Annotated in this window: 19 protein-coding genes; 1 reads left to right on the top strand and 18 read right to left on the bottom strand. The window is 42.3% G+C overall.

The window, feature by feature from the left end:
• Nucleotides 1-14 precede the first annotated feature (14 nt).
• From cls to NEE14_RS13905, 11 genes are all read right to left on the bottom strand, one after another.
• Complete coding sequence (gene cls / locus NEE14_RS13955; protein WP_251967260.1) at nucleotides 15-1,451, bottom strand: cardiolipin synthase; 1,437 nt, start codon at nucleotides 1,449-1,451, stop codon at nucleotides 15-17.
• A gap of 91 nt (nucleotides 1,452-1,542) precedes the next feature.
• Nucleotides 1,543-4,326 (bottom strand): outer membrane beta-barrel protein, encoded by a 2,784-nt coding sequence (locus tag NEE14_RS13950; protein WP_251967259.1) that lies wholly within the window; start codon nucleotides 4,324-4,326, stop codon nucleotides 1,543-1,545.
• A 197-nt stretch (nucleotides 4,327-4,523) separates the two neighbouring features.
• Nucleotides 4,524-5,795 (bottom strand): porin, encoded by a 1,272-nt coding sequence (locus NEE14_RS13945; protein ID WP_251967258.1) that lies wholly within the window; start codon nucleotides 5,793-5,795, stop codon nucleotides 4,524-4,526.
• Nucleotides 5,796-5,878: 83 nt separating this feature from the next.
• On the bottom strand, nucleotides 5,879-6,487 hold the full coding sequence (locus NEE14_RS13940) for a response regulator transcription factor (RefSeq protein ID WP_251967257.1): 609 nt from the start codon (nucleotides 6,485-6,487) through the stop codon (nucleotides 5,879-5,881).
• Nucleotides 6,488-6,499: 12 nt separating this feature from the next.
• A complete protein-coding gene (locus NEE14_RS13935) occupies nucleotides 6,500-7,198 on the bottom strand; it encodes a hemerythrin domain-containing protein (protein WP_251967279.1) in 699 nt (232 codons plus the stop codon).
• Between the two features lie 169 nt (nucleotides 7,199-7,367).
• Complete coding sequence (locus NEE14_RS13930; RefSeq protein ID WP_251967256.1) at nucleotides 7,368-8,522, bottom strand: Rid family hydrolase; 1,155 nt, start codon at nucleotides 8,520-8,522, stop codon at nucleotides 7,368-7,370.
• Between the two features lie 12 nt (nucleotides 8,523-8,534).
• Nucleotides 8,535-9,236, bottom strand: coding sequence for a hypothetical protein (locus NEE14_RS13925; protein WP_251967255.1), 702 nt, complete (start codon nucleotides 9,234-9,236; stop codon nucleotides 8,535-8,537).
• An 18-nt stretch (nucleotides 9,237-9,254) separates the two neighbouring features.
• The gene (locus NEE14_RS13920) at nucleotides 9,255-10,469 is read right to left on the bottom strand and encodes a porin (protein ID WP_251967254.1); all 1,215 of its coding nucleotides are present in this window, start codon (nucleotides 10,467-10,469) and stop codon (nucleotides 9,255-9,257) included.
• A gap of 25 nt (nucleotides 10,470-10,494) precedes the next feature.
• On the bottom strand, nucleotides 10,495-11,934 hold the full coding sequence (locus NEE14_RS13915) for a di-heme oxidoredictase family protein (protein WP_422394659.1): 1,440 nt from the start codon (nucleotides 11,932-11,934) through the stop codon (nucleotides 10,495-10,497).
• Nucleotides 11,935-12,065: 131 nt separating this feature from the next.
• Nucleotides 12,066-13,322 (bottom strand): imelysin family protein, encoded by a 1,257-nt coding sequence (locus NEE14_RS13910; protein ID WP_251967253.1) that lies wholly within the window; start codon nucleotides 13,320-13,322, stop codon nucleotides 12,066-12,068.
• 28 nt (nucleotides 13,323-13,350) lie between these two features.
• Complete coding sequence (locus NEE14_RS13905; protein WP_251967252.1) at nucleotides 13,351-14,676, bottom strand: hypothetical protein; 1,326 nt, start codon at nucleotides 14,674-14,676, stop codon at nucleotides 13,351-13,353.
• Between the two features lie 809 nt (nucleotides 14,677-15,485).
• Between NEE14_RS13905 and NEE14_RS13900 the strand changes: the two genes are divergently transcribed.
• Nucleotides 15,486-16,112 (top strand): hypothetical protein, encoded by a 627-nt coding sequence (locus tag NEE14_RS13900; protein WP_251967251.1) that lies wholly within the window; start codon nucleotides 15,486-15,488, stop codon nucleotides 16,110-16,112.
• A 271-nt stretch (nucleotides 16,113-16,383) separates the two neighbouring features.
• On the opposite strand, the gene NEE14_RS13895 is transcribed toward NEE14_RS13900, so the two are convergent.
• The 7 genes from NEE14_RS13895 to NEE14_RS13865 all read right to left on the bottom strand — a co-directional run bounded on the left by NEE14_RS13895 (nucleotide 16,384) and on the right by NEE14_RS13865 (nucleotide 23,263).
• The gene (locus NEE14_RS13895; protein WP_251967250.1) at nucleotides 16,384-17,601 is read right to left on the bottom strand and encodes a cysteine desulfurase; all 1,218 of its coding nucleotides are present in this window, start codon (nucleotides 17,599-17,601) and stop codon (nucleotides 16,384-16,386) included.
• 257 nt (nucleotides 17,602-17,858) lie between these two features.
• The gene (gene sufD / locus NEE14_RS13890) at nucleotides 17,859-19,202 is read right to left on the bottom strand and encodes a Fe-S cluster assembly protein SufD (protein WP_251967249.1); all 1,344 of its coding nucleotides are present in this window, start codon (nucleotides 19,200-19,202) and stop codon (nucleotides 17,859-17,861) included.
• A gap of 52 nt (nucleotides 19,203-19,254) precedes the next feature.
• Nucleotides 19,255-19,617, bottom strand: a complete 363-nt coding sequence (locus NEE14_RS13885) for a GxxExxY protein (protein WP_251967248.1) — start codon at nucleotides 19,615-19,617, stop codon at nucleotides 19,255-19,257.
• A 41-nt stretch (nucleotides 19,618-19,658) separates the two neighbouring features.
• Complete coding sequence (sufC, locus tag NEE14_RS13880; protein WP_251967247.1) at nucleotides 19,659-20,414, bottom strand: Fe-S cluster assembly ATPase SufC; 756 nt, start codon at nucleotides 20,412-20,414, stop codon at nucleotides 19,659-19,661.
• 20 nt (nucleotides 20,415-20,434) lie between these two features.
• Nucleotides 20,435-21,208, bottom strand: coding sequence for a hypothetical protein (locus NEE14_RS13875; protein ID WP_251967246.1), 774 nt, complete (start codon nucleotides 21,206-21,208; stop codon nucleotides 20,435-20,437).
• A gap of 88 nt (nucleotides 21,209-21,296) precedes the next feature.
• Nucleotides 21,297-22,742: a Fe-S cluster assembly protein SufB gene (gene sufB, locus NEE14_RS13870; protein ID WP_251967245.1), complete on the bottom strand. Its 1,446-nt coding sequence runs from the start codon at nucleotides 22,740-22,742 to the stop codon at nucleotides 21,297-21,299.
• A gap of 29 nt (nucleotides 22,743-22,771) precedes the next feature.
• Nucleotides 22,772-23,263, bottom strand: coding sequence for a CvpA family protein (locus NEE14_RS13865; RefSeq protein ID WP_251967244.1), 492 nt, complete (start codon nucleotides 23,261-23,263; stop codon nucleotides 22,772-22,774).
• Nucleotides 23,264-23,265: the final 2 nt, after the last annotated feature.

The raw sequence follows: 23,265 nt of genomic DNA, 5'->3' as shown, positions 1-23,265 counted from the left end.
AAGAGAACATGTAATTACAATAAAGGAGAGAAAAGCCGCATAAAAGATTCGGAAAAGCGTTTGCTCAACGGCCGCTTCAACCAGATAGAAGGAGTAATAAGCATGCATTGCTCAATATCGTGCATGAATATTTTCCGCATCCCTATCGCAAAGTCTCGCTGATAAACAAAGGCATTTATTTCAAAGTTGTGCTCCAGACTTCGAAAATCCATATTAGCCGAACCGATACAAGCCACATCATCATCACTGACTATTAATTTGGAATGGAGAAATCCGGCCTGATAAAAGAAGATCTTGATACCGGCACGGATCATTTCAGCCAGGAAAGAACGAGTGGCCAAATGTGCCATACGGGTATCAGAGCGTTGCGGAATCATAATCCGTACATCAACGCCACTCCGCGCAGCTACCTGTAAAGCCTGACTTAATCCTTCAGTAGGCAGGAAATACGGAGTTTGAATATATACGTACTTACGTGCATTCGTTATCAAATAGATTTCGGCCTGAGTCAATACTCGCCATGGGCCGACAGGACCGCTCGTTATAACCTGCATGATATTGTTACTAAATACTTCCGCTTTCGGGAAATAACGCTTGTCCATAATAAGCTGTTTGCTGGCTACATACCAGTCCAAAAGAAAAGCTGTCTGCAAACATTGTACACCTTTTCCTTCGATCCGGAAATGCAAATCACGCCAGACACCCCACGAGACACCTTTCACATAACGATCGGCCACGTTCATACCACCCATATATCCAATCTTACCGTCGATCACCACAACTTTACGGTGATTTCGGTAATTAACCTTACTTGTCAATACCGGGAAGACCACCTTCAAAAAAGCATATACCTCAATACCTTCCTTCTCCATCTCACGAAAGAAGCGGTTCTTGGCTTTCCAGCTTCCCACATCATCATAAAGCACACGGACTTCAACGCCTTCATGTACCTTTTGAATCAACAGTTCTTTCAACTGAGTACCGATTTCATCATCATTAAAGATATAGTATTGAATATGGACATGCTGTTTTGCCCGGCGGATATCATCAAACAATGCTTGGAACTTATCTTTCCCATTGGTAAACACCCGGATAGCACTGCCATATAACAAAGGAGAAGTACGGGAACGGTTTAAAAGCTTGGTTAATCCTTTATAATGATCAGGAACCGAACAAACATCATGCGGAATCTTGCCGGTCCGCGGTTGCTTGATAATCCGCTTATAAGTCTTCCGTGAGATAATCCGCTGCTTTCGATTATCCTGCCCGAAAAAGAAATAAAACAACAAACCGACGCCAGGAGCCAACAACAAGACAATTACCCACGGAATTGTCTTCAACGGATTTCTATTCTCTGCTATAATGACTACAATCAAACCAATAATCGTAATCGTATACAACAGAATAAAAATCGTACTAACTAATATTTCCCAAAAAGAAGCGTCGCCCATAAATTAGTCATGATAAAAACACCTAAAGGTAGACAAAAAAAATCGGAAACCCCAATTAATATTCAGATTTCCGATTTTACATTCTACTTATTTAGAATCGAGGTGGTGGCGGAGGTCCCATTCTTCCCGGACGCGGACCACCAGGACCTCGCATATCTTTAGCACTGGCTCCACCTTTGAATATACTGAAACGATAGATGAAATGGAACATGAAATAACTGTTCAGCGTATTGTATTCTGAGTCGCTAATACTGCTGGCTGTTACTGTTCGACTGATATTACTCCGCTGTTGCAGAATATCATAAATCTTGAATCGTAAGGTTCCCTGATTGTTCTTCAAGAATGATTTGGAAATAGAGGCATTCCATAATATCTCGTTCTGCTCAAAGCCTTCCGCATAACCGGCATTAGCAGACCAAGTAATATCACTTTCTACTTTAAAATTCCAAGGTAAATAAATTGTTGTATTACCTCCTACTCCGTAGTTGAAGGTATTCATATCATTCTGTCCCTGCAAAGAGTTACGGGTAGAATTATACCGGAAGTTCCCGTTCAACCCTAAATCCAAATACGTTGAACGGAAATCAATACCCGCCCGTTCCATAACCGACAATGTTTTACTCTTATTCTTTTCACCATTGATAAAACTATTCGTATTTCCATACGAAGCCATACTCATCGTATTGATTGTAAACTTTTTGTTCTTCAACGGTGTATTAACAATGACACGGCCGTTAAAACTATAATTCCCATCTACATTTTCATAGGTAGTAACACGACCTCCCGTAGTTCCATCAAAAACAGTTTTACTGACAATATCATTCAATGTATAACTACCGTTCAACATGGCGATAATAGCCCGTTGCTTCTCTGGAGCAAACTGACCAAAATCAACCCGCATGCTATTCGTATATTTCGGTTTCAAATCCGGATTACCCGTTACAATATTCAATGGGTCAGAAATATCTACTACCGGTTGTAATTGAGTCATGGAAGGCTGCGTTGTCCGTCCGTCATAACGGATTCGCAGATTTGTCTGCTTATTAAAGCGATAATTAAACCGGATCATTGGAGAAAAATTTACTACTTTCCGACTTAAGTCAGACAAAACCGTATCACCTATAAAGTTCTCACTCCGGGAATAAGAAGGATCCACATTGAAGCCAATCGTATAATTGTACTTCTCTCTTTGTGCCTTAAAACTCAAGCTCGCTCGCTGGTTAATATAGCTGTTACGATAGTTCTTACTATAAGCCGTATCAAGCACATTATATTCTCCTGTTTCGAGATCAGGAGTATAAGCATTCTTCAACGACTCTTGCTGTTGCTGAGAAAAGCTATAAGTCGCTTGCAAGAAGTTATTATGCCCTAATGGTTCAACCCATGAAATATAGGCCCTATAATTGTAACTCTTGTTATCATAACGAATATGCTGGTCGACTAACTCGTTCCGTTGTTCCTGTAAATATTCCGTATTTGAATAGTTGACTTCATTGGTATATGAGTCATTTACCCCACCCGACAAAGAGAAACTCAATACACGGCCCTTACTGTTCAGCTTACGACTAAATTCCAACCGCCCACTTAAATTATAACCTGAGCCGTCTGAAAATACATCCGAATTACTTGTATTCAAGGTATCGCTGTTCAAACGTGTACTTGTATTCTTGATTTCAGAAGAATGGCTTTTACTGTAACCGAAATCAGGCGTAAAGAAAATTTGTGTCAACGTATCCGGACGCCAGTCCAAGCGAAAATTAAATCCGGCATTATCACTTACACTATTACTCACGGTATGATTACTGGCATACGAAATACTATCACCCGGAAGGAAAGTCTGTTCATTACTTTTCTTCTCAGCATCATTATCTGAATGAGAATAGCGCGTATTACCACCTAATGTAATCTTCTTGTTAAATTCTTTACTGAAATTTAATCCGGCATTACCCGAAGAAGTAATACCCGTTCCGGCATTTCCACGCATTCCACCACGCATTCCAGAAAACATCGTAGATGCCAGATCAGAAAAGCCCATATTATTCGTATTATTCAACCCTCCCATAAAAGTCAGCTGATCATTATTATAAAAACGATTCACCATGGCATTTCCTTCATAGCGGTCTTTACTTCCATAACCACCATAAGCATTTCCGAACCAACCTTGCTTCATTCCGGGCTTAACGGTCAGGTTCAATACGGTTTCTTCTTCACCATCATCAAAACCGGTCATCTGAGCCATATCGCTCTTCTTATCTAATACCTGAACCTTATCAATCATCTTAGCAGGTAAATTCTTAGAAGCAATTTTCGGGTCGTCAGAGAAGAATTCCTTGCCATCAACCATAATCTTCTTTATTTCCTTACCGTTAACGGTCACTTTACCTTCACTGTCAACCTCTACACCTGGCATTTTCTTGAGCAAATCTTCTAACATAGAGCCCTCTGTTACTTTATAAGAATCAGCATTATATTCGGTAGTATCATTGCGAACCACAACTTCAGGAGCTTTTCCTGTAATTACGGCAACTTGCAAACGAACACTGCCATCAGTCAATTCAAAGGTTCCCAAACGAACCGGGGCTGTTCCTGCCACTGATATATTTTTATATAATGGATCAAAGCCAATATAAGTAATATTCAGAATATAATTACCTTTCCGAACATTCTTCAATGAAAAGGAACCATCCGTGCTACTAGCAACACCTCGAACCATACTACTGTCTTTCACACTCAAAAGCCGTACTGAGGCTTGTTCAATGGCCAATTGAGTGTCTTTCTCTTGCACCTTTCCCGTTATTTCAACACCTTTTTGCTGCGCCATTACCGGACTAACCAGTAACATCAGTAGAACTAGTAGTTTTATGCCTGTTTTCATCTGCTCTGATAATTATTAGAATTGCGAATCACATTTCTTTGTTAGTAAGTTTGAATGAATAGACTCAGACAACAGGCATTTGTTTAAATCACGATTTTAGAATTTCCAAAAATTAACTTTTCAATATATAAAAAACGGATTCAGAATCTTTTGTATAAGACTCTAAATCCGCTCTGTTTAGTATTCTGATTCCTTTATTACAGACCCAATTCCACTTGGAATCGGAATTGCCAACGACTATAAGTCGGATCTACCGGATTCAGTTGATGATTATAGGAAGCATCAGCCTGAATTTTTAAGCTATGACCTATTAAATATCGGGTAACCGCCAGTGTTGTCTGATTATAGTTCTCATAGCCAACAATCTTCTGAACCTTCTCTTCCGGGAAAAGGGTAGAATTACGGACAGCTATTTCCCAGTTCTTTGGGAATAAGTAACTGGCTTGGACATTCAATCCATTACCTGTATAAATACAGGTTTCCGGATCCGACGTAAAAAGTGGTTCATTACACTGCCGTCCCATAAAATCCGTATAAAAAGCAAAGCCATTATATTTCAAGATAAAATCCACAAAGTAACTGTTCAGATCACGCAATTCATTATTAAGAATATACTCGCCATTCTGTCCTTGCAGACGATTTGTCTTATTATTAAACGAATAAGCTCCAGCCAACAAAACCTTTACTCGTTCTTCACGCTCAAAATCTCCTTCCGCTATATCACCCAAAGACTTAAAACGGCCGAAAGGATATAGTTCGACACGGCCCGTATATGCTAATCCTCCTTGGTTGCTTGTACTCCAGTTACGACCTTCTCCCAAGGTGATTGAACCTTTCAATGCAATATTAAAATCACCTACTACAGGTTTATAATATTCAGCAAAGAAACCAAAGTCGCGGTCCAAATTAAATTCGGAATTGACGATACTGCGATCTACAAATTGAAGTGCACTCGACGAATTAACGCGGGCACGATTTGCCTTTATCTTTGTCTGTCCGAAACCAATACTAAAATCGTGAGTTGGCATATAATAGACCATAGCATCTCGAACAATATTCACATTGCCATTCGGTAAGTCTTTCGAATCATACGGAGTAAATCCAAGTTGTATAGAATACAGCAATTTGGGAGAAAATATGTATCCGTCAAAACGCAAACGCAAGCGTTTTACCCGAGCTTCAGCCTCTGAGTATGAAAAATCATCATTCAACGATACGGATGCCATGTTCTGCATGCGGAAACGCATCGTCATCTTATACCGTTTATCTGCCGGCTCAAAAGAAATACCTTTACCGACTTCAATATTCGGCATATTCCGGATCTTATTCAAGATATCTTCGGACGGTTCATCAACATTTGCCAGTGAATCAATAAATGAAGAGAATGACTTGGCGGGCTTTTCCTGAGCCTGCAGGCTCAACGTAGTAACCACCAAACTGAATGCAAATAGAATATTTCTGAATTTCATGAAGTTGAATTTTGTGCAAAGATAGCTTAACTTCTATTACATTTCAGAAACATTCATATTACATTCCTGTTACACCTGTCTTTCTATTGTTTTATATCTTTCAATTCCACTAATTTATTGACAATTGCGTAAATTGTCAAACCACTTGGACTATGTATTTGCAGTTTACGAGCGATGTTTCTCCGGTGAGTAATTACCGTATGTGTAGACAAGAATAATTTGTCGGCAATCTCCCGATTGGTCATTCCTTTCACAACGCAGATAACAATTTCCTTTTCCCGAGCGCTCAAGCTCTGTTGTTCATCGCCCGATTCTTCACTATCATCTTCTTGTGTCTTAACCAAACGCTCCAGCTTTTCCCGAATTTGCTCTGCTGTATCATAAAGGCTGATTTGATCATCGAACATGCGTAAAAGATGTGTCGGACAGAGAGCCGTCAATAAAGCCAGTATTTTCATCTCGGCATGAGAGGATTCTTCTCGCAGATGATGAAAAGAATGATGCAATAATAATTGTGGACAAGCAATTAAAACATCTGGTTTATGAATACGAAGCGAATCCAGCAACGATTCAATATCCAGGATTTCGACTACCGACAGTTGCATTCCGGGTAATTTCCGCAGAAGTGCACTTAATCCCATTCGCACCATAACCGATGGTTCAACTATCGCAATCTTCAAATTCGCTTTCATATTTTGTTCGAATTATCGATTTAACAGGTTATTTTCATGCCACAAAATAGAAGGAACAAAAAGATTATCTTCCACTAATGAGTGTGAAACCAGATCTTCTTCCGTTGTAAACAAATCAAACAGGACACTATTTAGTAAATATCCGCCTTCTCCCGGATAATACTTGATCAGAATATTCTTCAAATCGGAAAGCTTTTGATCAATCTGTTCATGACGCTTACGGAAAATGGAAATATTATATTTTTCACTTGCCTTACCAGCCAACAAATCCCGCACATATGGGAAAACGACCTTTTCCTCATATGACATATGTTTGTTGACTTCTTCTGCGTACTCATCGAAAAAGCGTCGGATAACGAATGCCACATCTTCCGGGCAACCACTGATGGCATCGTTCAGCTTACGCCGCATATTGGGTAAACGGAAGGCCAGAAAGTAATCATGAGCATTATGCAAATAACGAATAAGAGTTTCCAATGACAAACGGCTACTGAGAATATCGTTTACTCCTTGTATCTCTCCCGTCAGGAAATTTACTACAGCTAAAAATGTATAAGCATCGACACCATTCTGACGACACACTTCTCCTATGCTCTTTTCTCCAAAGCCCAATGCGATTCCAAAACGGCTCATCACCAAAACCATCGGATAGTTTTCGCAAATCAAGTCGCTCATCTTATCTGTTTCCTTATAAAGACCTTTTTTGTACATAGCTATATCTAATCGTATGGGTAATTGTGTTTCCAAAGTTACGTCATTTTGCTTCATAAACTTTCATTTTAGGTTGCTAAAATTAAATTTACAGAATACTTAAATGTATCCTTCGCACCGAATCAATGATTCTAAAGCCTGTATGCAAATAGAAAATCTATGGATAGATCTAAAACGGAGAATATTTTTCGTTCGAAGCCGGCACAACAGCGATACACTCTGTCTCACATAGCCAACCAGGCCGGCAGACCGGCGCATGAACAAGCAGATAAGGCCAATCTGGATATTCAGAAGAAAAGAAATCAGATATCACCCGGTAGTCTGCCGGATCACGCAAATAAACGATTGCCTGCATAGTATCCTTCCATGTCGCACCCGCTTCTGTCAATAAGACCTGTATATTCTCCATCATACGTTTTGCCTGACTTATGATATCTCCGGGAGCAACAATTTCTCCCCGATTATCAATACTCGCAGTACCCGAAAGAAATATCTGCTTTCGGTCTCCGAAACTCACGGCTGTTCCTCGCTCAAAAGTCACACCATATTCATATGTCGGATTCAGATGCGACGGAGCATAAAGAAATTGAATTTGATCGGGCAAAAGACCTTGGATTGCATAGGTATCCATGGTCACCAAAACAGAAGGATCACCAGAACGTCCTTCTATTCCCGTACTTGCAATATAGTGTGTTTCTTCCGTCAGGTTCTGTGTTAGAAACACTTCTTTCCGCGCCTTTACCACTCCTGCGTAATTTACATCCACATTCTGCACAAAGAACCAAGTACGAATACAGTCTTTAGCCAAGATACAACCCCGAGTCATCAGTTGCATCACATAGTCATTAAGCAAAAGCCGGGTCTGATATTCGGAGGTTGAAGCTTTATTGTACGCTCCTGCAGTCCACATATGGGTATAAATTCCTCGTCGAGCCAATACCATTCCATTCATATCCGTCTCAACAGAAGTATTAGTCACCAGCCAAGTCCAGAATGCCACTTTCGTTCCATTTAGAGGCGCTTGTTGCAGTATTGATAACGCACATTGCGTCTGTTCACATTCCCATGCCATTACCCAATCTGCCTGATTGGCGGCATCGCTTAAGAAATACCGGCGAAAGACGGCTACAGCACCATCTTGCAGTTCATTTTCAAGGCAACAAGCATAAGCTTGCTGAAGAGATTGAAACTGCTCGGCAAAAGAGAGATTGTCATTGATAACTGACAACATAACATGATGCTCTGTCGTTCCGCCTTTCCCTGTAAAAGTAGAGATTTGTGCCTCAACGGCACCCTCCAAATATGTTACTCTTTTCCATTCCATCCTATTCATATATTATTCATTGGCACCGTTGTCAATCCAGTCGTCAATCAACTGTAACGTATTAGCCGAAGTTATAATTTGCGTATGATCATACCTCAATACATTTTCCCGAAGCATAACATGCAGAAAACTTTCCGACGCATTTCCCGGATTCACCAGCAAGAGACTATCCGCACTCCGGTCAGCCACTATTCCAACTAAAGCAGCGTGACTTTTCCCTTCCGTCAGATATAAACCGGCAGCCGGTTTTGTGCTTCCCCCGTGACAGGCCGTACAAGAGCGATCAAATACTCCCGACTGAATAGCAGCATACATACGAGCATCGACTGTTCCCATATCAAGACGCAGTGTATCTGCTGTCTCTTCATAATCAACCGCATAGAAAGTCGCAATACGTTTACGCAGCTTGTTAATAGCACAAACCTCCACACGAGTCACTTCCGCGGGTATTCCCTGAAGAGTCATACTGACGCTTCCATCAGCTGCAGGAGTAATTCCCTGCGCAGTCTGCGCATACTCATTCGTACCGGCAAATCCGGCCAGTACAATGCTATAACCTCCGGGCCAAGAATCAACGCCATGCAAATGGCCGGTCAGGTTTACTGCTCCACCTTCCCGTACAACAGAAGTATGTTCATCATAAATTTTTCCATCATCACAAGCCGGAGCAAACAGCAGACTCAGTCCGATACACACCGATAAGAAAGTTTTCATATTCATAATCTATTATCTTTAGAATGTATATTGAAGCATAACCGTTCCGGAATGCATGGCTAATCCCAAATCATCATTATCGCGGTCAAGTTGCCTGTCATGTCCGGCACGACCGATAAACTGATACATGGCCTGTAATTTCAGATTACATCCCCGGAAGAAATAATTAAATCCTACTGCCGGCATATTCAGAAATCCATTTGTATCTAATCCGTTGCGATTGAAGAAGTCATAACGGGCTGTTGCCTGTAAACGGTCAAACACAAAATACCCGCCCTGTACATATCCGCCTAAATAGTGATATGTCTCATCAATCTTCTGCCGTTTGGTAAAACCGACCTGCATATAGTAAATCTCGGCTCCCAGATAAAGACGGTTCTTCAACATCGCAAATTCGGCACCTGCCCGAAAATCATTGGTGCTTTCGCTCTCGCTCTCCACATTCAAGGAAGACGAGAGTCCGAACAAAAGTTTATCTTCCCGTAAACGATTGGGATTACCTTGCGTGGCGGGCATTATTCCTTTAGGCATATACGTCAGCCGGCCCGCATAGAGTAAAGACGGAATATGCCAGTCGTCACTAAAAGTCTTGGAAGCGGTATTTACCGAGCTGCCTGTCCCGTTGAAAATACCTACTTCGTAACCGAACTTCTTGTTCACCAGTCCGTGTACCTCAACTCCAAGGTCGAACCCTGTTCCTATATTAGGAGTCACGGCATTCAACGAATAAGGTAGAATCACCGATGAAGTCAGTGAAACAGGCAATGTTGGCATTAAAGTTTCACCCAAGGTAGTCAAATACGCATGCGTGAAAGGAGTCTTGAACTTTCCTACACGAATAGCAAAACTTTCCTTTACCTCATAGTCAAACCAGGCTTGCTGAAGAATATTTCCTCCGCTACCGGCCGCATTGATAGACAAGTTAAATGTTACCCGGTTGAAAGCCTTACCCGTAAAGCCCAATACCGCATAAGGAATAGCAAAACCTGTATTATGGATGTTATCCTGATTATAGGCAGGATCCAATCCTTCGTCATCATAATAATTGACACTGGCACTTGTCTGTACCAGCAAATAAGGCTTAAACACAAAATCTCCTTTTTTAGTAGCAATAGAAAAGCCTTCTTTCCCAGCCAAGGAAACCACGCCATTCTCTGTATCTTCTTCATATTGGGCAAAAGCGCCCAGCGGCAATAATAAACAAGCCGCAATCAGTAACAATAGATGTCTCATTGTTGTATTTATAAGATGTGTATGTTTATAAAGAATTCAAGAAAGCAATGACGGCATCACGTTCTTCCTTCGTCATTTGCTTGAACAGGTTTTTTGAGGCTTCTCCTTCTCCTCCGTGCCACATGATTGCCTCAACTAAATTACGGGCACGGCCATCATGCAGGAAATACGTATGACCATTCACTTTTTCTTGTAACCCGATTCCCCACAAAGGAGTTGTACGCCATTCATTTCCCTGCGCCATTCCGCTGGTATAATTATCATTCAGTCCGACACCCATGATTTCTGATCCCATATCGTGCAGTAAATAATCCGAATACGGATGAATAGTCTGTCCGCCTAACCAAGGTAAGCGCGTTCCGTTCAATAAGACTGAACCTTCCGGCCGTGTATGCAAGGTCGGCACGTGGCAAAGATGACATTTCGCCTCATAGAACTTCTCTTCGCCCAAGATCACCTGCGGATCGTTCACATTCCGACGAGCCGGAACGCCTAAACTTTGCATATACAGGTCTACATCTTCCATATCCTTCGTTGAGATGTCGAGCTGGTCATACGAAAGTCCCATCATGCTTCCCTGGCTGATTTGTGCCTGTCCTTCGCAGATTTCTTCCGGATAACGGCTATTCGTGACTCCCATATCGCTCGAGAAACCCAGTTCGACCGTCAAGTCGAGGTGTTGTGCCTTATTACCCGAAAGCCCAACACCCGTAATGCCTTTCTCCGTGATATAATTTACCCGTCCGCTAATCCCATATTCCGGATAATTGCTCTTGGCAGCCAAAGCGATGATCTCATTTCTGTCAATGGCCATCATCGGACCCAGTCCGACATGACGTAGCGGAATACGAACCGAACAGAACAAGTCTTCTGGAGCAATGCTGTCTTTATACCATTCACTAATATGATAGACGGGTTTGCATAGCTCATACGTTTCTCCATCCGGGAATGAGAATGTCTCATATTCATACTTCACTGAAAGCTTGCCTTCCGGTTTTACACCATAAATTGCCTGGTCATGAAGTACCCGCCCGTAATCCCGGAAAAAAGAGCCATTGCGACGTGTGATATATACTAACATCGATGAGAAGCCATAATTCCCCGACCCGCCGTTTTCCCACAGTGTCGGTTTGGTCCGTCCGGCATTCCGATGGCAACTTCCGCAGGAATATCCGGCATAAACAGGGCCAAGACCACCTCCGTCTGTATTACTACTGGTGCGAACATCATCATATAATCCGTCACCATTGTTAAAACGACTGGCATTTGCCCCTGTCACCCAATCGGCTTCCGTATCATAAGCAACAGACGAATTGAGAAAGATGGTTGAAGTCCCTGCCGAAAGAGCATAACCGTTTGGGACATTTACTTTATCCATATCCATCTTTTCATCTTTTTCGCAAGCCATACACGAAAGCAAAAGCGACAACGAAACTGTAAACTGATACAATCGTTTCATCTCCATATTTTATTGGATAAATTCTTTATTTACTATAAATCACCAGATTCTTCTCTCGTGCAGAGAACCTTGAAGTACTCCAGAGGAAAGTTTTTAATGCTTCAAGGCCGATCTTTCCTTATTATTTATATCCATAGTTATTTCGTGCTAACAGTCTTTCTGGGCTGACCGTCTTTAAACAATAAATATTCCAAGGTATGATATCCACGAACACTTTGGGCCGCACCAATAGCTTTATCTTCCTCACTGAAATTACCGCTCCACTGCATATCATTCCAGTTTTGTGATTCCAATACCTGCACGATACCGGCCTGATCCAAAGGCCAACTGTCCATGTTAGGATCTAATCCTTTATTGGCAACAGGGCCAATCAGGAAGGCTTCGCTCTTTTCCCACGGTTCACGGGCCTTAATCCAAGCACTACATGCCGCTTCAAACGCCTCATCACTCGGATGAGTCCGGAACTTATTCACGGATTCCAACAGAGCTGTATTCTTTTCTTTCAGATCTTTATAGGTAGGAAGGACAACCGCATCTACAAACTGTTCTGCCACTGCATCCAACTGAGCATCATATTTTGAATTACTCAACTCATTTGTTACGAATGGCAGCAACTCATTCTTCAAGGCACCCGCCAATTCCACACATTTATCCATAGCTGCAACCGATTCTTTACTGTCGATGTTATTACGGAAAGGTTGCGGAATCGCCTGAATAGCCTTGGCTGATTCGAAGATCAAAGTTTTGATTTTCTTATCGAGTTCCGGATTTACGGAAGCAACCAAGGTAGACAAGGATTTCTCTGCAATATCACCGGCATCATCGAAATCCGCATAAGAAGCAAAAGCATTCAGATTTCCGTCTACCTTATTTACATCATTATCATCAATGCGTCCGTAGTACGTATTACGGATAGAGAAGATATTATTCGTATAGTCGTCACGTGAATGCCAGCTATACCACGATTCAACAGCATAAAGCCCACCATCTTTATCGCCACTGGTATATTTTTCCCAGGGATCTTTGATTTTGGCATCTCCTACTTCGTTGGCGATGTTCCACATACCGCCTTCTACCATTTCCTGGACACAGGCCAAAGCACTGCTGTAAGCTCCACCGGTCTGATCTTTAAAGATGGTGGCATACGGACCTTTGCCATCATAGTCTTCCGTCCAATACTTATATAGAACCAAGGCATCCTGATTCAACAACAGACCTACATTATACATATAGTTGCCCCAGGCAACTGCATTTTCAGCCTTGTAGTCCAAATTAGTCGGATCGTCCTTTCCACCAGCATCCGGTTTTGGATTATCCGATTCCGAACAAGCACTCATTGAACAAGCCATCATCAAAGCCATGACTCCTCCGTAAAAGAAATTCTTTCTTTTCATTTTGTTTTAAATATTAAAGGATTTATACTTATTTACTCAAGAACCAGGCGATATAAGCCACACCCAAACTAAATTCATTTTCACTGTTGTACTTGCCGCCACCTATACGACGCGTTGTATAATCGGCTTTCACTACTAAATTGGGTAAAGCATACCAGTTGGCACCGGCCGTCCACATACTGACTTTATTCCGCAGTTCTGCCGTATGCGGACTCAAGACTTCTTCCTGCGGATTATAATATTCATACCGGACAAAGGGATAAATCACCGGGACACGCGTATTATCCCGGCAAAGCGAACGTAAGTTAAAGCCTACTTCACCACCATAACTAACCGCTTTCTTGGCAATTGGCGTTACCCGGCTGTAAGGAGAAAGCCCGGACAGTTTGCCATTGGCATTGCTCAGTTCCACCGTGTTTCCCAAGTTTCCATAGACCATATTGGCACGGGCCGTCAGATATTTATTCTTATACTGTACATCGGCCGTGTAAATCCGCAACGGAATGTCGCCGATAGATTTATAGGTTGCCGTCTTGTCGGAATTAGCTCCCGTATTATGGCAATAGTAGAACGAACCTCCCAACTTCAATCCGGGAACACCTATATAATTTAGACGGGCCACATAAGCTGGCGAAGTAAAATTATCGGTCTCAAAAATTCCCTGTTTCCCACTGGCAACCCATGTATTCCGGTCAAAGCCATTGGCATTTAATCCGGTAACGATCTGAAGCTGATAATTAAAACGGGCATACTTCCTACCCAACGTACCAAATACCTCGATTCCGTTTTCATGCCAGGTAGAAGGCAGAATGGTTGTTTCACCTTCCGGCCGCGAAGTCCCGAAGAAATTAATCGGTTCATGATGTTCGTTGGTCAGACCAACCGGGACAATCAGATGACCTGCCCGTACATTAAAAGCAGGATGAATCAGACGGGTGATATGAAATTGCTCCAACGCTACCTCACCTCCTTTTTCTACTTCCGTTTCGTATTCACCATTCTCTGTATTTTCCAGTTCATAAGCCGAACCTGTTCCACCAGCTTCAAATTCGATCTCGGCACCTAATATCCATTTGGAATTGAATTTATAATCGAAAGCCAGGACAAACCTGGGAATAGAAATGGAATTACGATGTGCCTTTTCATTTCCTTCCGGACGTGTATACCGGTTAATTCCATAATCCATAAAGTTGACCAAGGCTTCTCCGTAGCCGCCAAAGCGGAATTTATCATATCCTTTGGCATAAATTTCTGCCGACTGTTCAGCTGCTGACTGCTCAGATGTTGTTTCTTGAGCCATCAGAGGAGTAGCCACAAACAACGACAATACCAGAAAATTTGCTAATCTTTTCATTCTGTTTTTAAATTTTGTGCAAAACTATAGGACTATCGAAGGGGAATCAATCACAGCAATTAGGTATAAAGCCCAACGGTTTACTGATTTATAGGTATTTATTCATAATAAGCTATTTAAATACCAACAGATAAGTACAGCGTTTTGGCAAATACCACGGAATAGGTATTGACAAAGGCATTTTTCATGAAACATATTTATACTAAAAAGACCGAAAAGCGGCAAATACTCATAATCGGGTATAAGAAGACAGTCGTTTTACTCATAAGTAGGTATTGATCAGCCTGAAAGAGGGAAGTATCTTTGCATTGTCAAAATGAACGTAACACTATTAGTATAATCGCTAAAACCAAAACCATATCGCTAATTTATGTAAGCATATAAGATGATGTAATATTGGAAAGTTTTTATTGGTTATTTCCGATAACATGAAAGCCTCGCTGGGAAGTGAGGCTTTTGTGCGTTATCCGGCGAAATCTTTTACCACCGGATTGTTCAACTCTTTATCTGCCTTTTCTATAAAAGCAACCATCATAAAAGATAAACTATACGACTTATTCTTTAGTTCACGCCGTGAATTAAGTAGTTCACGGCGTGAACTAAGTAATCCACGCTGAGAACTAAGTAATCCACGACGTGAACTAAAGAATTTCTGCCGAGAATCGAAAGAATTAATAATAGGCCATTCAAAATAATCCTACGGGGAAAAACAAATTTATCTTACCTCGAAAATGAACAAAACAAATCAGCCTCTGAATCAGTTATATGATAAATATTTGTAACTTTATCCCGAAGGAAGGAAAGACTATATGAAAACAACTTATTTAATCGGATTATTCGCCAGCTTCATGCTAACAAGTACGGGCTGTAAAACAATGACTCCGCAAAACAAACAAATGTTTGCCATGCAGACCGGAGGCATGATTGGCAGCGTTTCTGGTACTTTATTGGGTGATCGTATCGGAGGCTGGGGCGGATCGTTAATAGGTTCGGTGGTAGGAGGAGTTGCCGGAAGTGCTTTGGGCGCCGCTGCTGCCAATCCGTACAAGGAACAACCTGCACAAACAAGCAGACCGGAAGAAAGAGAAGTTCCCCAATTAGTTATCAAAGATATTCTGCTGACGGATGAAAACCGGGACGGAACGCTGGAAGCGGGCGAACATGCGCACCTGACTTTCATTATCCATAATAACGGATCTAAAAATATACGGCAGTTACTTCCTGCATTGAAAGGGAAAAAAGAAGCCAAACGAATCCGTAATTCGGAAGTCATTCCCATTACAAACATTAAACCAGGAGAAGAAATCCGCTATCGGATCAATCTGCTGGGCAGTTCGCAACTGAAAGAAGGCAAAGCTGTTTATCAGATTTCCCTGAATGATTCGCAAGGACAGACTTTGTACGAAGAAGAATTTTCATTTCCAACGCAGAAATAAACAAGAGAAAGAGGAAATCATATCCAGAAAAAACATAAAGGAGCCCTTTTCACAAAGAACCCCTCCACTCTCTTACTAACATAAATGCCTGAGTAGCATTTAAAGTAAAATTTCAAGTCTGAATTTTTACTAAGGAAATGACTATTTATAATTCTATGGCGCAAATATACGCATAATTCTTTATCTGAAAAGACTTCGTATAGCGCCAGCTACTTATAAATAGTTAAAGATACTCAATGAAACTGCATTCAGCTACTTCAGGTAGTCAGCATCAGAACATTTTACGTACTCGTTCGATACCACGAACCAGCACATCTACTTCTTCACGCGTATTATAGAATGAGAACGAAGCACGAACTGTCCCTTCTATTCCCAAAGCCTGCATCAAAGGCTGTGCACAATGATGACCCGTACGCACGGCAATGCCCAGATGGTCAAGCAGCATGCCCATGTCATAGTGATGGATATTTCCGACCAGGAAAGAAATAACGGCGCCTTTATCAGCCGCCTCACCGAAGATACGCATGCCTTCGATCTGTTTCAGCTGTTCGGTAGCATACTGGAGTAAATCCTGTTCCTGCGCTGCTATGCGGTCCATACCGATATTATCAACATAACGCAAAGCCTCGGCCAAAGCAACACTGCCAATATAATCCGGCGTGCCGGCTTCAAACTTAAATGGTAATTCATTGAATACGGTCTTTTCGAATGATACTGTGGCAATCATTTCACCACCGCCCTGATAAGGAGGAAGTTTATCCAGCCATTCTTCTTTTCCATACAGTACACCAATGCCGGTCGGACCGTAAATCTTATGCCCTGAGAAAACAAAGAATTCAGCATCCAGGTCTTGCACATCTACTTTCATATGCGGAGTAGATTGCGCACCGTCAACCAGCACAGGAACTCCGTGTTCGTGGGCTATCGCAACTATTTCCTTTATCGGATTGACTGTTCCCAAAACATTTGATACTTGCGTTACAGCGACCAGACGGGTCTTCTCCGTGAAAAGTTTCCGGTATTCATCCAGCAGCAGTTCTCCTTTCTCGTTCATCGGGATAACCCGCAGGGAAATACCTTTCTTCGCTGCCTGGATTTGCCAGGGAACAATATTGGAATGGTGCTCCATGACCGAAACAATCACCTCATCTCCGGCCGACATACATTCGTCGGTAAAACTGCTGGCTACTAAATTGATGGATTCTGTCGTTCCCCGTGTAAAGACAATCTCATTAGATGAACGGGCATTCAGGAAATGTTGTACCGTACGGCGGGCTTCTTCGTGCGCTTCGGTTGCTTCCTGGCTCAGGAAGTGTACACCACGATGAATATTCGCGTTCACATTATAATATCCGTTTTCAATCTTTTCGACCACACAACGCGGTTTTTGTGTCGTTGCCGCATTATCGAAATAAACCAGAGGCTTGTTGTAAACCTGATGAGAAAGGATCGGGAAATCTTCCCGTATAGCTTTTATATCGAAAGTCATTGCTGTATAGATTAAATTCATTATTGATAACAACCCACAAAGATACAATGTTTAATTGAGATGTGTATAACTCGATGAAAAGCCGGACGGCATCAAATAAAAAAGGCTGCCTTACCCACCGCCGTAGGTAAAAGCAGCCCATACTAAAATAGAAATATTTAAAGGATAAATTATCTCTTGATTTACACCGGCAAATGTAAACCACTGATATGACAAACAGATGACAAACCTATGTCATTTTATCCTTATTGCTCTTTTTATTTACAGATCCGACATCCGGCGCACTTTGCCAGTTCTCCACGGAAACGTTTCTCAACCAGTTTATGCAAACGGTCTTTCAATGCTTCCAGACGGACGTGTTCGATGACGTCTGAAGTAAACGCAACGCTGAGCAACATGCGAGCTTCGTCACGCGGAATACCACGGCTCTGCATGTAGAAGAGGGCGTTTTCATCCAACTGTCCGGTACTCATACCGTGCGAACATTTCACATCGTCGGCATAAATTTCCAACTGTGGCTTGCTGTACATCCGGCATTCGCGTGTAGCACATAAATTACGGTTCGTCTGATAAGCCTCAGTTTTATCAGCTCCCTGCTGTACTAAGATGCGTCCGCTGAACGCACCCACAGCCCGATCATTCAAGACATTCTTGAACAATTCATTGCATGTACAGCGAGGAACTTTATGTTCCACCAACGAATAGGTATCCAACTGTTGTTCCTTGTCCAATACCGACATGCCACAAAGAGAAAGATCAGCGCCTTCACCTTCAAGCGATACAAAGTAATTATTACGCGTCAGTCCGTTCGTCAACGTAACCCCATTGACAACCACATTCGAGCCTGCTTCCTGACGGACATACAGATTAGAGAAACGAGTCGTTGAGACGGAACTTTCTTCCAGGTCATAATAATCAGCCCGCGCATTTACTCCGGCAAAGATCTCGATAACTTGGTTGGAGAAGAACTTCACATCGTCGATGCTATGATCACACACCAGCAGACGCGCTTCAGCATTCTCTTCAACAATGAATAAAATACGGCGATTGGCCATCGTATCGACATCGCTTCGGAATATATTCACCAGCTGGATAGGACGTTCTAAGACCATATTCTTCGGAACATACACAACAAAACCATCCTGCACCAGCATCGTATTCAAAGCCACTACTCCATTGGCTGAAGTCTGCGCCAGCTTGCCATAATAGCGTGCCGCCACTTCCGGATACTCAGCCGCAAAGCGACACAAACTTCCCACATAGACACCTTCGGGTAAATGAGCCTTCGGTAATTCCTTCTCATAGAAAGAATCGTTGACCACAAAATAAAGTGAGGTGCTCAGGTTGGGAACATCACAGTGAAACACATCATACGGATTGACAGGTATATCAAGACGATTGATATTGATTCCATAATCAGGCGCGAAAGCCTTTTCCACATCCGTATATTTATAGTCTTCACCCTTCAACGAAGGAAAGCCTAACCGCTCAAAGTCGGCGAATGCCTGCGCACGCAACGCATTCAATACCGGCACACTCTTGCGGCAGATCAAATCTTCATACTGGGTAAAGAGATCAATATATTGTTGTTCTGCTTTCATACTTCTTATTTATTATCCATTTTTGGCACGGATTACACGGATTACACAGTTTTCACGTTAATATTTTTCGCTTAACTTCTCCTGATAAGCCAAAGTTCAGTAATAAACCGACTTTCAAGCCTGTTGCCTTCAGATAATTTACTAACTGCCATTCATGTTCAGGACGCAATGCTGATACCGCCTTTAACTCTAATATAACTTGATCATTCACTACGATATCAGCTACGTAATTACCTACAACCTCATTCTTATAATAGACTTTTAGTTGCTTTTGAGCTTCACAATGTAATCCTCGCCGTTTTAATTCTTTATAAAGGGCGTTCTGATATACTTGCTCCAAGAATCCAAAACCCAAAATAGAATGAACTTCATAAAAGGCGCTAATAATTTCTTTAGTTAAATTCTCATACAACATATATCCGTGTCATCCGTGAAATCCGTGCCTAGTTTGATTTGTTACAAATCTCCCATCTCCTTCTTGATCCAGTCGTAACCTTTTTCTTCCAGCTCGAGAGCCAGTTCCGGACCGGCAGTCTTTACAATACGACCTTTATAAAGTACGTGCACCACATCCGGCTTAATATAATCCAGCAGACGCTGATAGTGAGTAATCACGATTGTAGCATTATTAGCAGTCTTCAACTTGTTGACGCCGCTTGCTACAATACGTAAAGCATCAATATCCAAACCTGAGTCTGTTTCATCCAGAATAGAGAGTTTCGGTTCCAGCATCGCCATCTGGAAAATCTCGTTACGTTTCTTCTCACCTCCCGAGAATCCTTCGTTCACACTACGGCTCGCCAACTTGTTATCCAACTCGACAATTGCCCGTTTCTCACGCATTAGCTTTAGAAACTCAGTAGCTGAAACCGGAGCCTGCCCGTTATATTTCCGATGAGCATTGACTGCTGCACGCATAAAGTTCACCATACTTACACCCGGAATTTCCACCGGATATTGGAAACTCAGGAACAAACCTTCACAACTACGGTCTTCTGGAGACAATTCCAACAGATTCTTTCCGTTGAAAGTAACTTCTCCTTCAGTAACCTCAAACGCCGGATTTCCTACCAGCACACTGCTCAAGGTACTTTTTCCTGAACCGTTCGGGCCCATGATCGCATGAACTTCGCCCGCCTTCACCGAAAGGTTAATACCTTTCAATATCTCTTTGCCATTGATACTGGCATGCAAGTTTTTTATCTCTAACATATTTTGTTTTCCTCCTTTTATCATCTATAATAATACTCCCGACTGTTCTGGTCAAGCCGATAAAACCAGTTTTCTATCAAACTTCCAATAATTCCGCCCAACGAGAAACCATCCTGCTGAGAGAACCGCATCGGGAATGTAACCTTAATACCTAAATTCAATCGTTGATACATTCCTTTGTCCCGCAATTGATATGTCACACCTTTGTTATCCACTGCTTCAATCTGAGTATGAGAGCCAAGACCAAGTCCCAAGTCATAACGTATGACAAACGCTACCGACGAAAACAAGTAAAAATCGACACCGACCGAAGGAACAAATACTGCCCGCGGATTAACCGCCTTCTGCCGGACTTCGATCGACCAATTTCCGGAAGAGGCGCCCGTTGTACTATCTTCATGCCGGTCGCCCCAGTTAAACAGCCATCCGGCTCCTAAATAAGGCTGAACAAACCACCTATCAGGAACGAAATAACGCTTAACTCCAACACCTATTCCTTCCAGGCTTCGACTCGAATATCCATAATTCAATTCCGTTCGTTCATAACCGGCATAGACCGCCCATTTCTTGGGTAAAAAATATTCACCCTTAATTCCGAATGACTCACTTCCGTCTCCTGTGGAAACCCGCTGAGGATTATCCGACAAAATCGGACGAACGAATACACCGCCGGTGAATCCAAGACTCCAACGTGCTCCGTCTACATCGTTCCCAGTATAAAACTGCGCCTGTATTCCTTGCACTGACAACATCGACAGGAGACAGCATCCTATCCATTTACATCCACTCTCCATATTTATCTCTTTTATCCTTGTTTTCGCATTCCGGCCGTTCTCTTGCAGCGGACATTTGTCTGTCAGGATTTCCTGACCAGCTCCATGTTTAGCCGACGCTTCCTTCCAATGAAATGCTCAGCAGTTTCTGCGCCTCGACAGCAAATTCCATCGGAAGCTTATTCATGACTTCGCGAGCGTATCCATTAACAATCAAGCCGACAGCTTCCTCAACGGAAATACCACGTTGCTGACAATAGAACAACTGCTCCTCACTGATCTTGCTCGTTGTTGCCTCATGCTCCACGACAGCTGTTTCATTCTGAATATCGGCATAAGGGAATGTATGAGCGCCACACGTCGGACTCAATAACAGGCTATCGCACTGACTGTGGTTACGGGCACCTTCAGCACGCGGGGATATTTTCACCAATCCACGATAACTGTTCTGACTATGACCGGCAGAGATACCTTTGGAAACAATTGTACTACGCGTATCCTTTCCCAAATGTATCATCTTCGTTCCCGTATCTGCCTGCTGATAATTATTCGTTACAGCAACTGAATAAAATTCACCTACCGAATGATCACCAGCCAAGACGCAACTCGGATACTTCCAGGTAATAGCCGAACCTGTTTCAACCTGTGTCCAGGAGATCTTACTGTAATCGCCTTTACACAAGCCTCTCTTTGTTACGAAGTTATAAATACCGCCCTTTCCGTCTTTATCTCCCGGATACCAGTTCTGAACAGTCGAATATTTAACTTCGGCATGATCGTGAGCCACAATCTCAACAATAGCGGCATGCAACTGATTCTCATCACGCATAGGAGCAGTACATCCTTCCAGATAACTGACATATGATTCATCGTCAGCCACAATCAAGGTTCGTTCAAACTGACCTGTATTGGCCGCATTGATACGGAAATAAGTACTTAACTCCATCGGACAACGTACTCCTTTCGGAATATAAATGAATGAGCCATCCGAAAACACAGCCGAATTCAAAGCTGCAAAGAAGTTATCCCGATAACTAACCACGCTTCCCAAATATTTCTTTACCAAATCTGGATGATTCTGCACGGCTTCACTGATTGAACAGAATATGATTCCTTTCTCTGCCAAATTTTCCTTGAAAGTTGTTTTGACAGAAACGCTATCCATAACTGCATCCACAGCCATGCCACTCAATACTTTCTGTTCCTCCAAAGGAATACCTAACTTATCGAATGTCTTCAACAATTCAGGATCTACTTCTTCCAGATTTTTCGGTCCGTCTTTCTTAACCGGAGCCGCATAATAAATGATATCCTGATAATCAATGGGGGGAATCTTCAGCAAGGCCCAGTTCGGCATTTCCAATGTCTGCCAGTACCGAAAAGCGCGCAAGCGGAATTCCAATAACCAGTCTGGTTCATGCTTTTTGGCAGAAATAATCCGCACGGTCTCTTCATCAAGACCCCGATGAATTACTTCTGTATCTATATCCGTAACGAATCCATACTTGTACTCTCCATTCGTTACTTCATTCAACACACTATTTGAATCTTGCATATATACATTATATTATATAAGAAAACCATTCACTCTTCTATACTAAACAAGTTAGAAGGGAAAATGGTTGGGACAATCTGTTTAATGTAACCATAAAATCGAGACTCTACTTTCTGTTCCCGGGGAATTAAGACTGAACCTCGGTCGATGTATTCCAAAACATTAAGGGTAAGACTCAGGAAAAACATCATAAACATAAAGCCGAACAAGCCGCCTAACAAATGGTTCAATACACCCAAGGGTGTCACTCCTATCAGTTTGCTCATCAAGTCGCCCGTCAGCTTCAATACGCCTATGATCAACATAAAACCGAGCAGATAACTTAACACCGTAACTCCATACTCCGGAAACCAACCAAGTTCAAGGATATAACCACGTAACCAGTCGGCTACCTTGGCACAACAGAAGATAGCAGCCACAAGGGCTATAAGCGAAACAACCTGTTTGATGATTCCATCAAACAGGCCTTTCACAAAACCGAATCCGGCCAGACACAATAAAACTACGTCTAACCAGTTCATCT

Origin of the sequence: Parabacteroides sp. AD58 (assembly GCF_023744375.2) — a bacterium.
Lineage (GTDB): Bacteria > Bacteroidota > Bacteroidia > Bacteroidales > Tannerellaceae > Parabacteroides > Parabacteroides absconsus.
The sequence above is the reverse complement of the archived record's forward strand: the minus strand, read 5'-3'. Positions and strand labels throughout refer to the sequence as shown.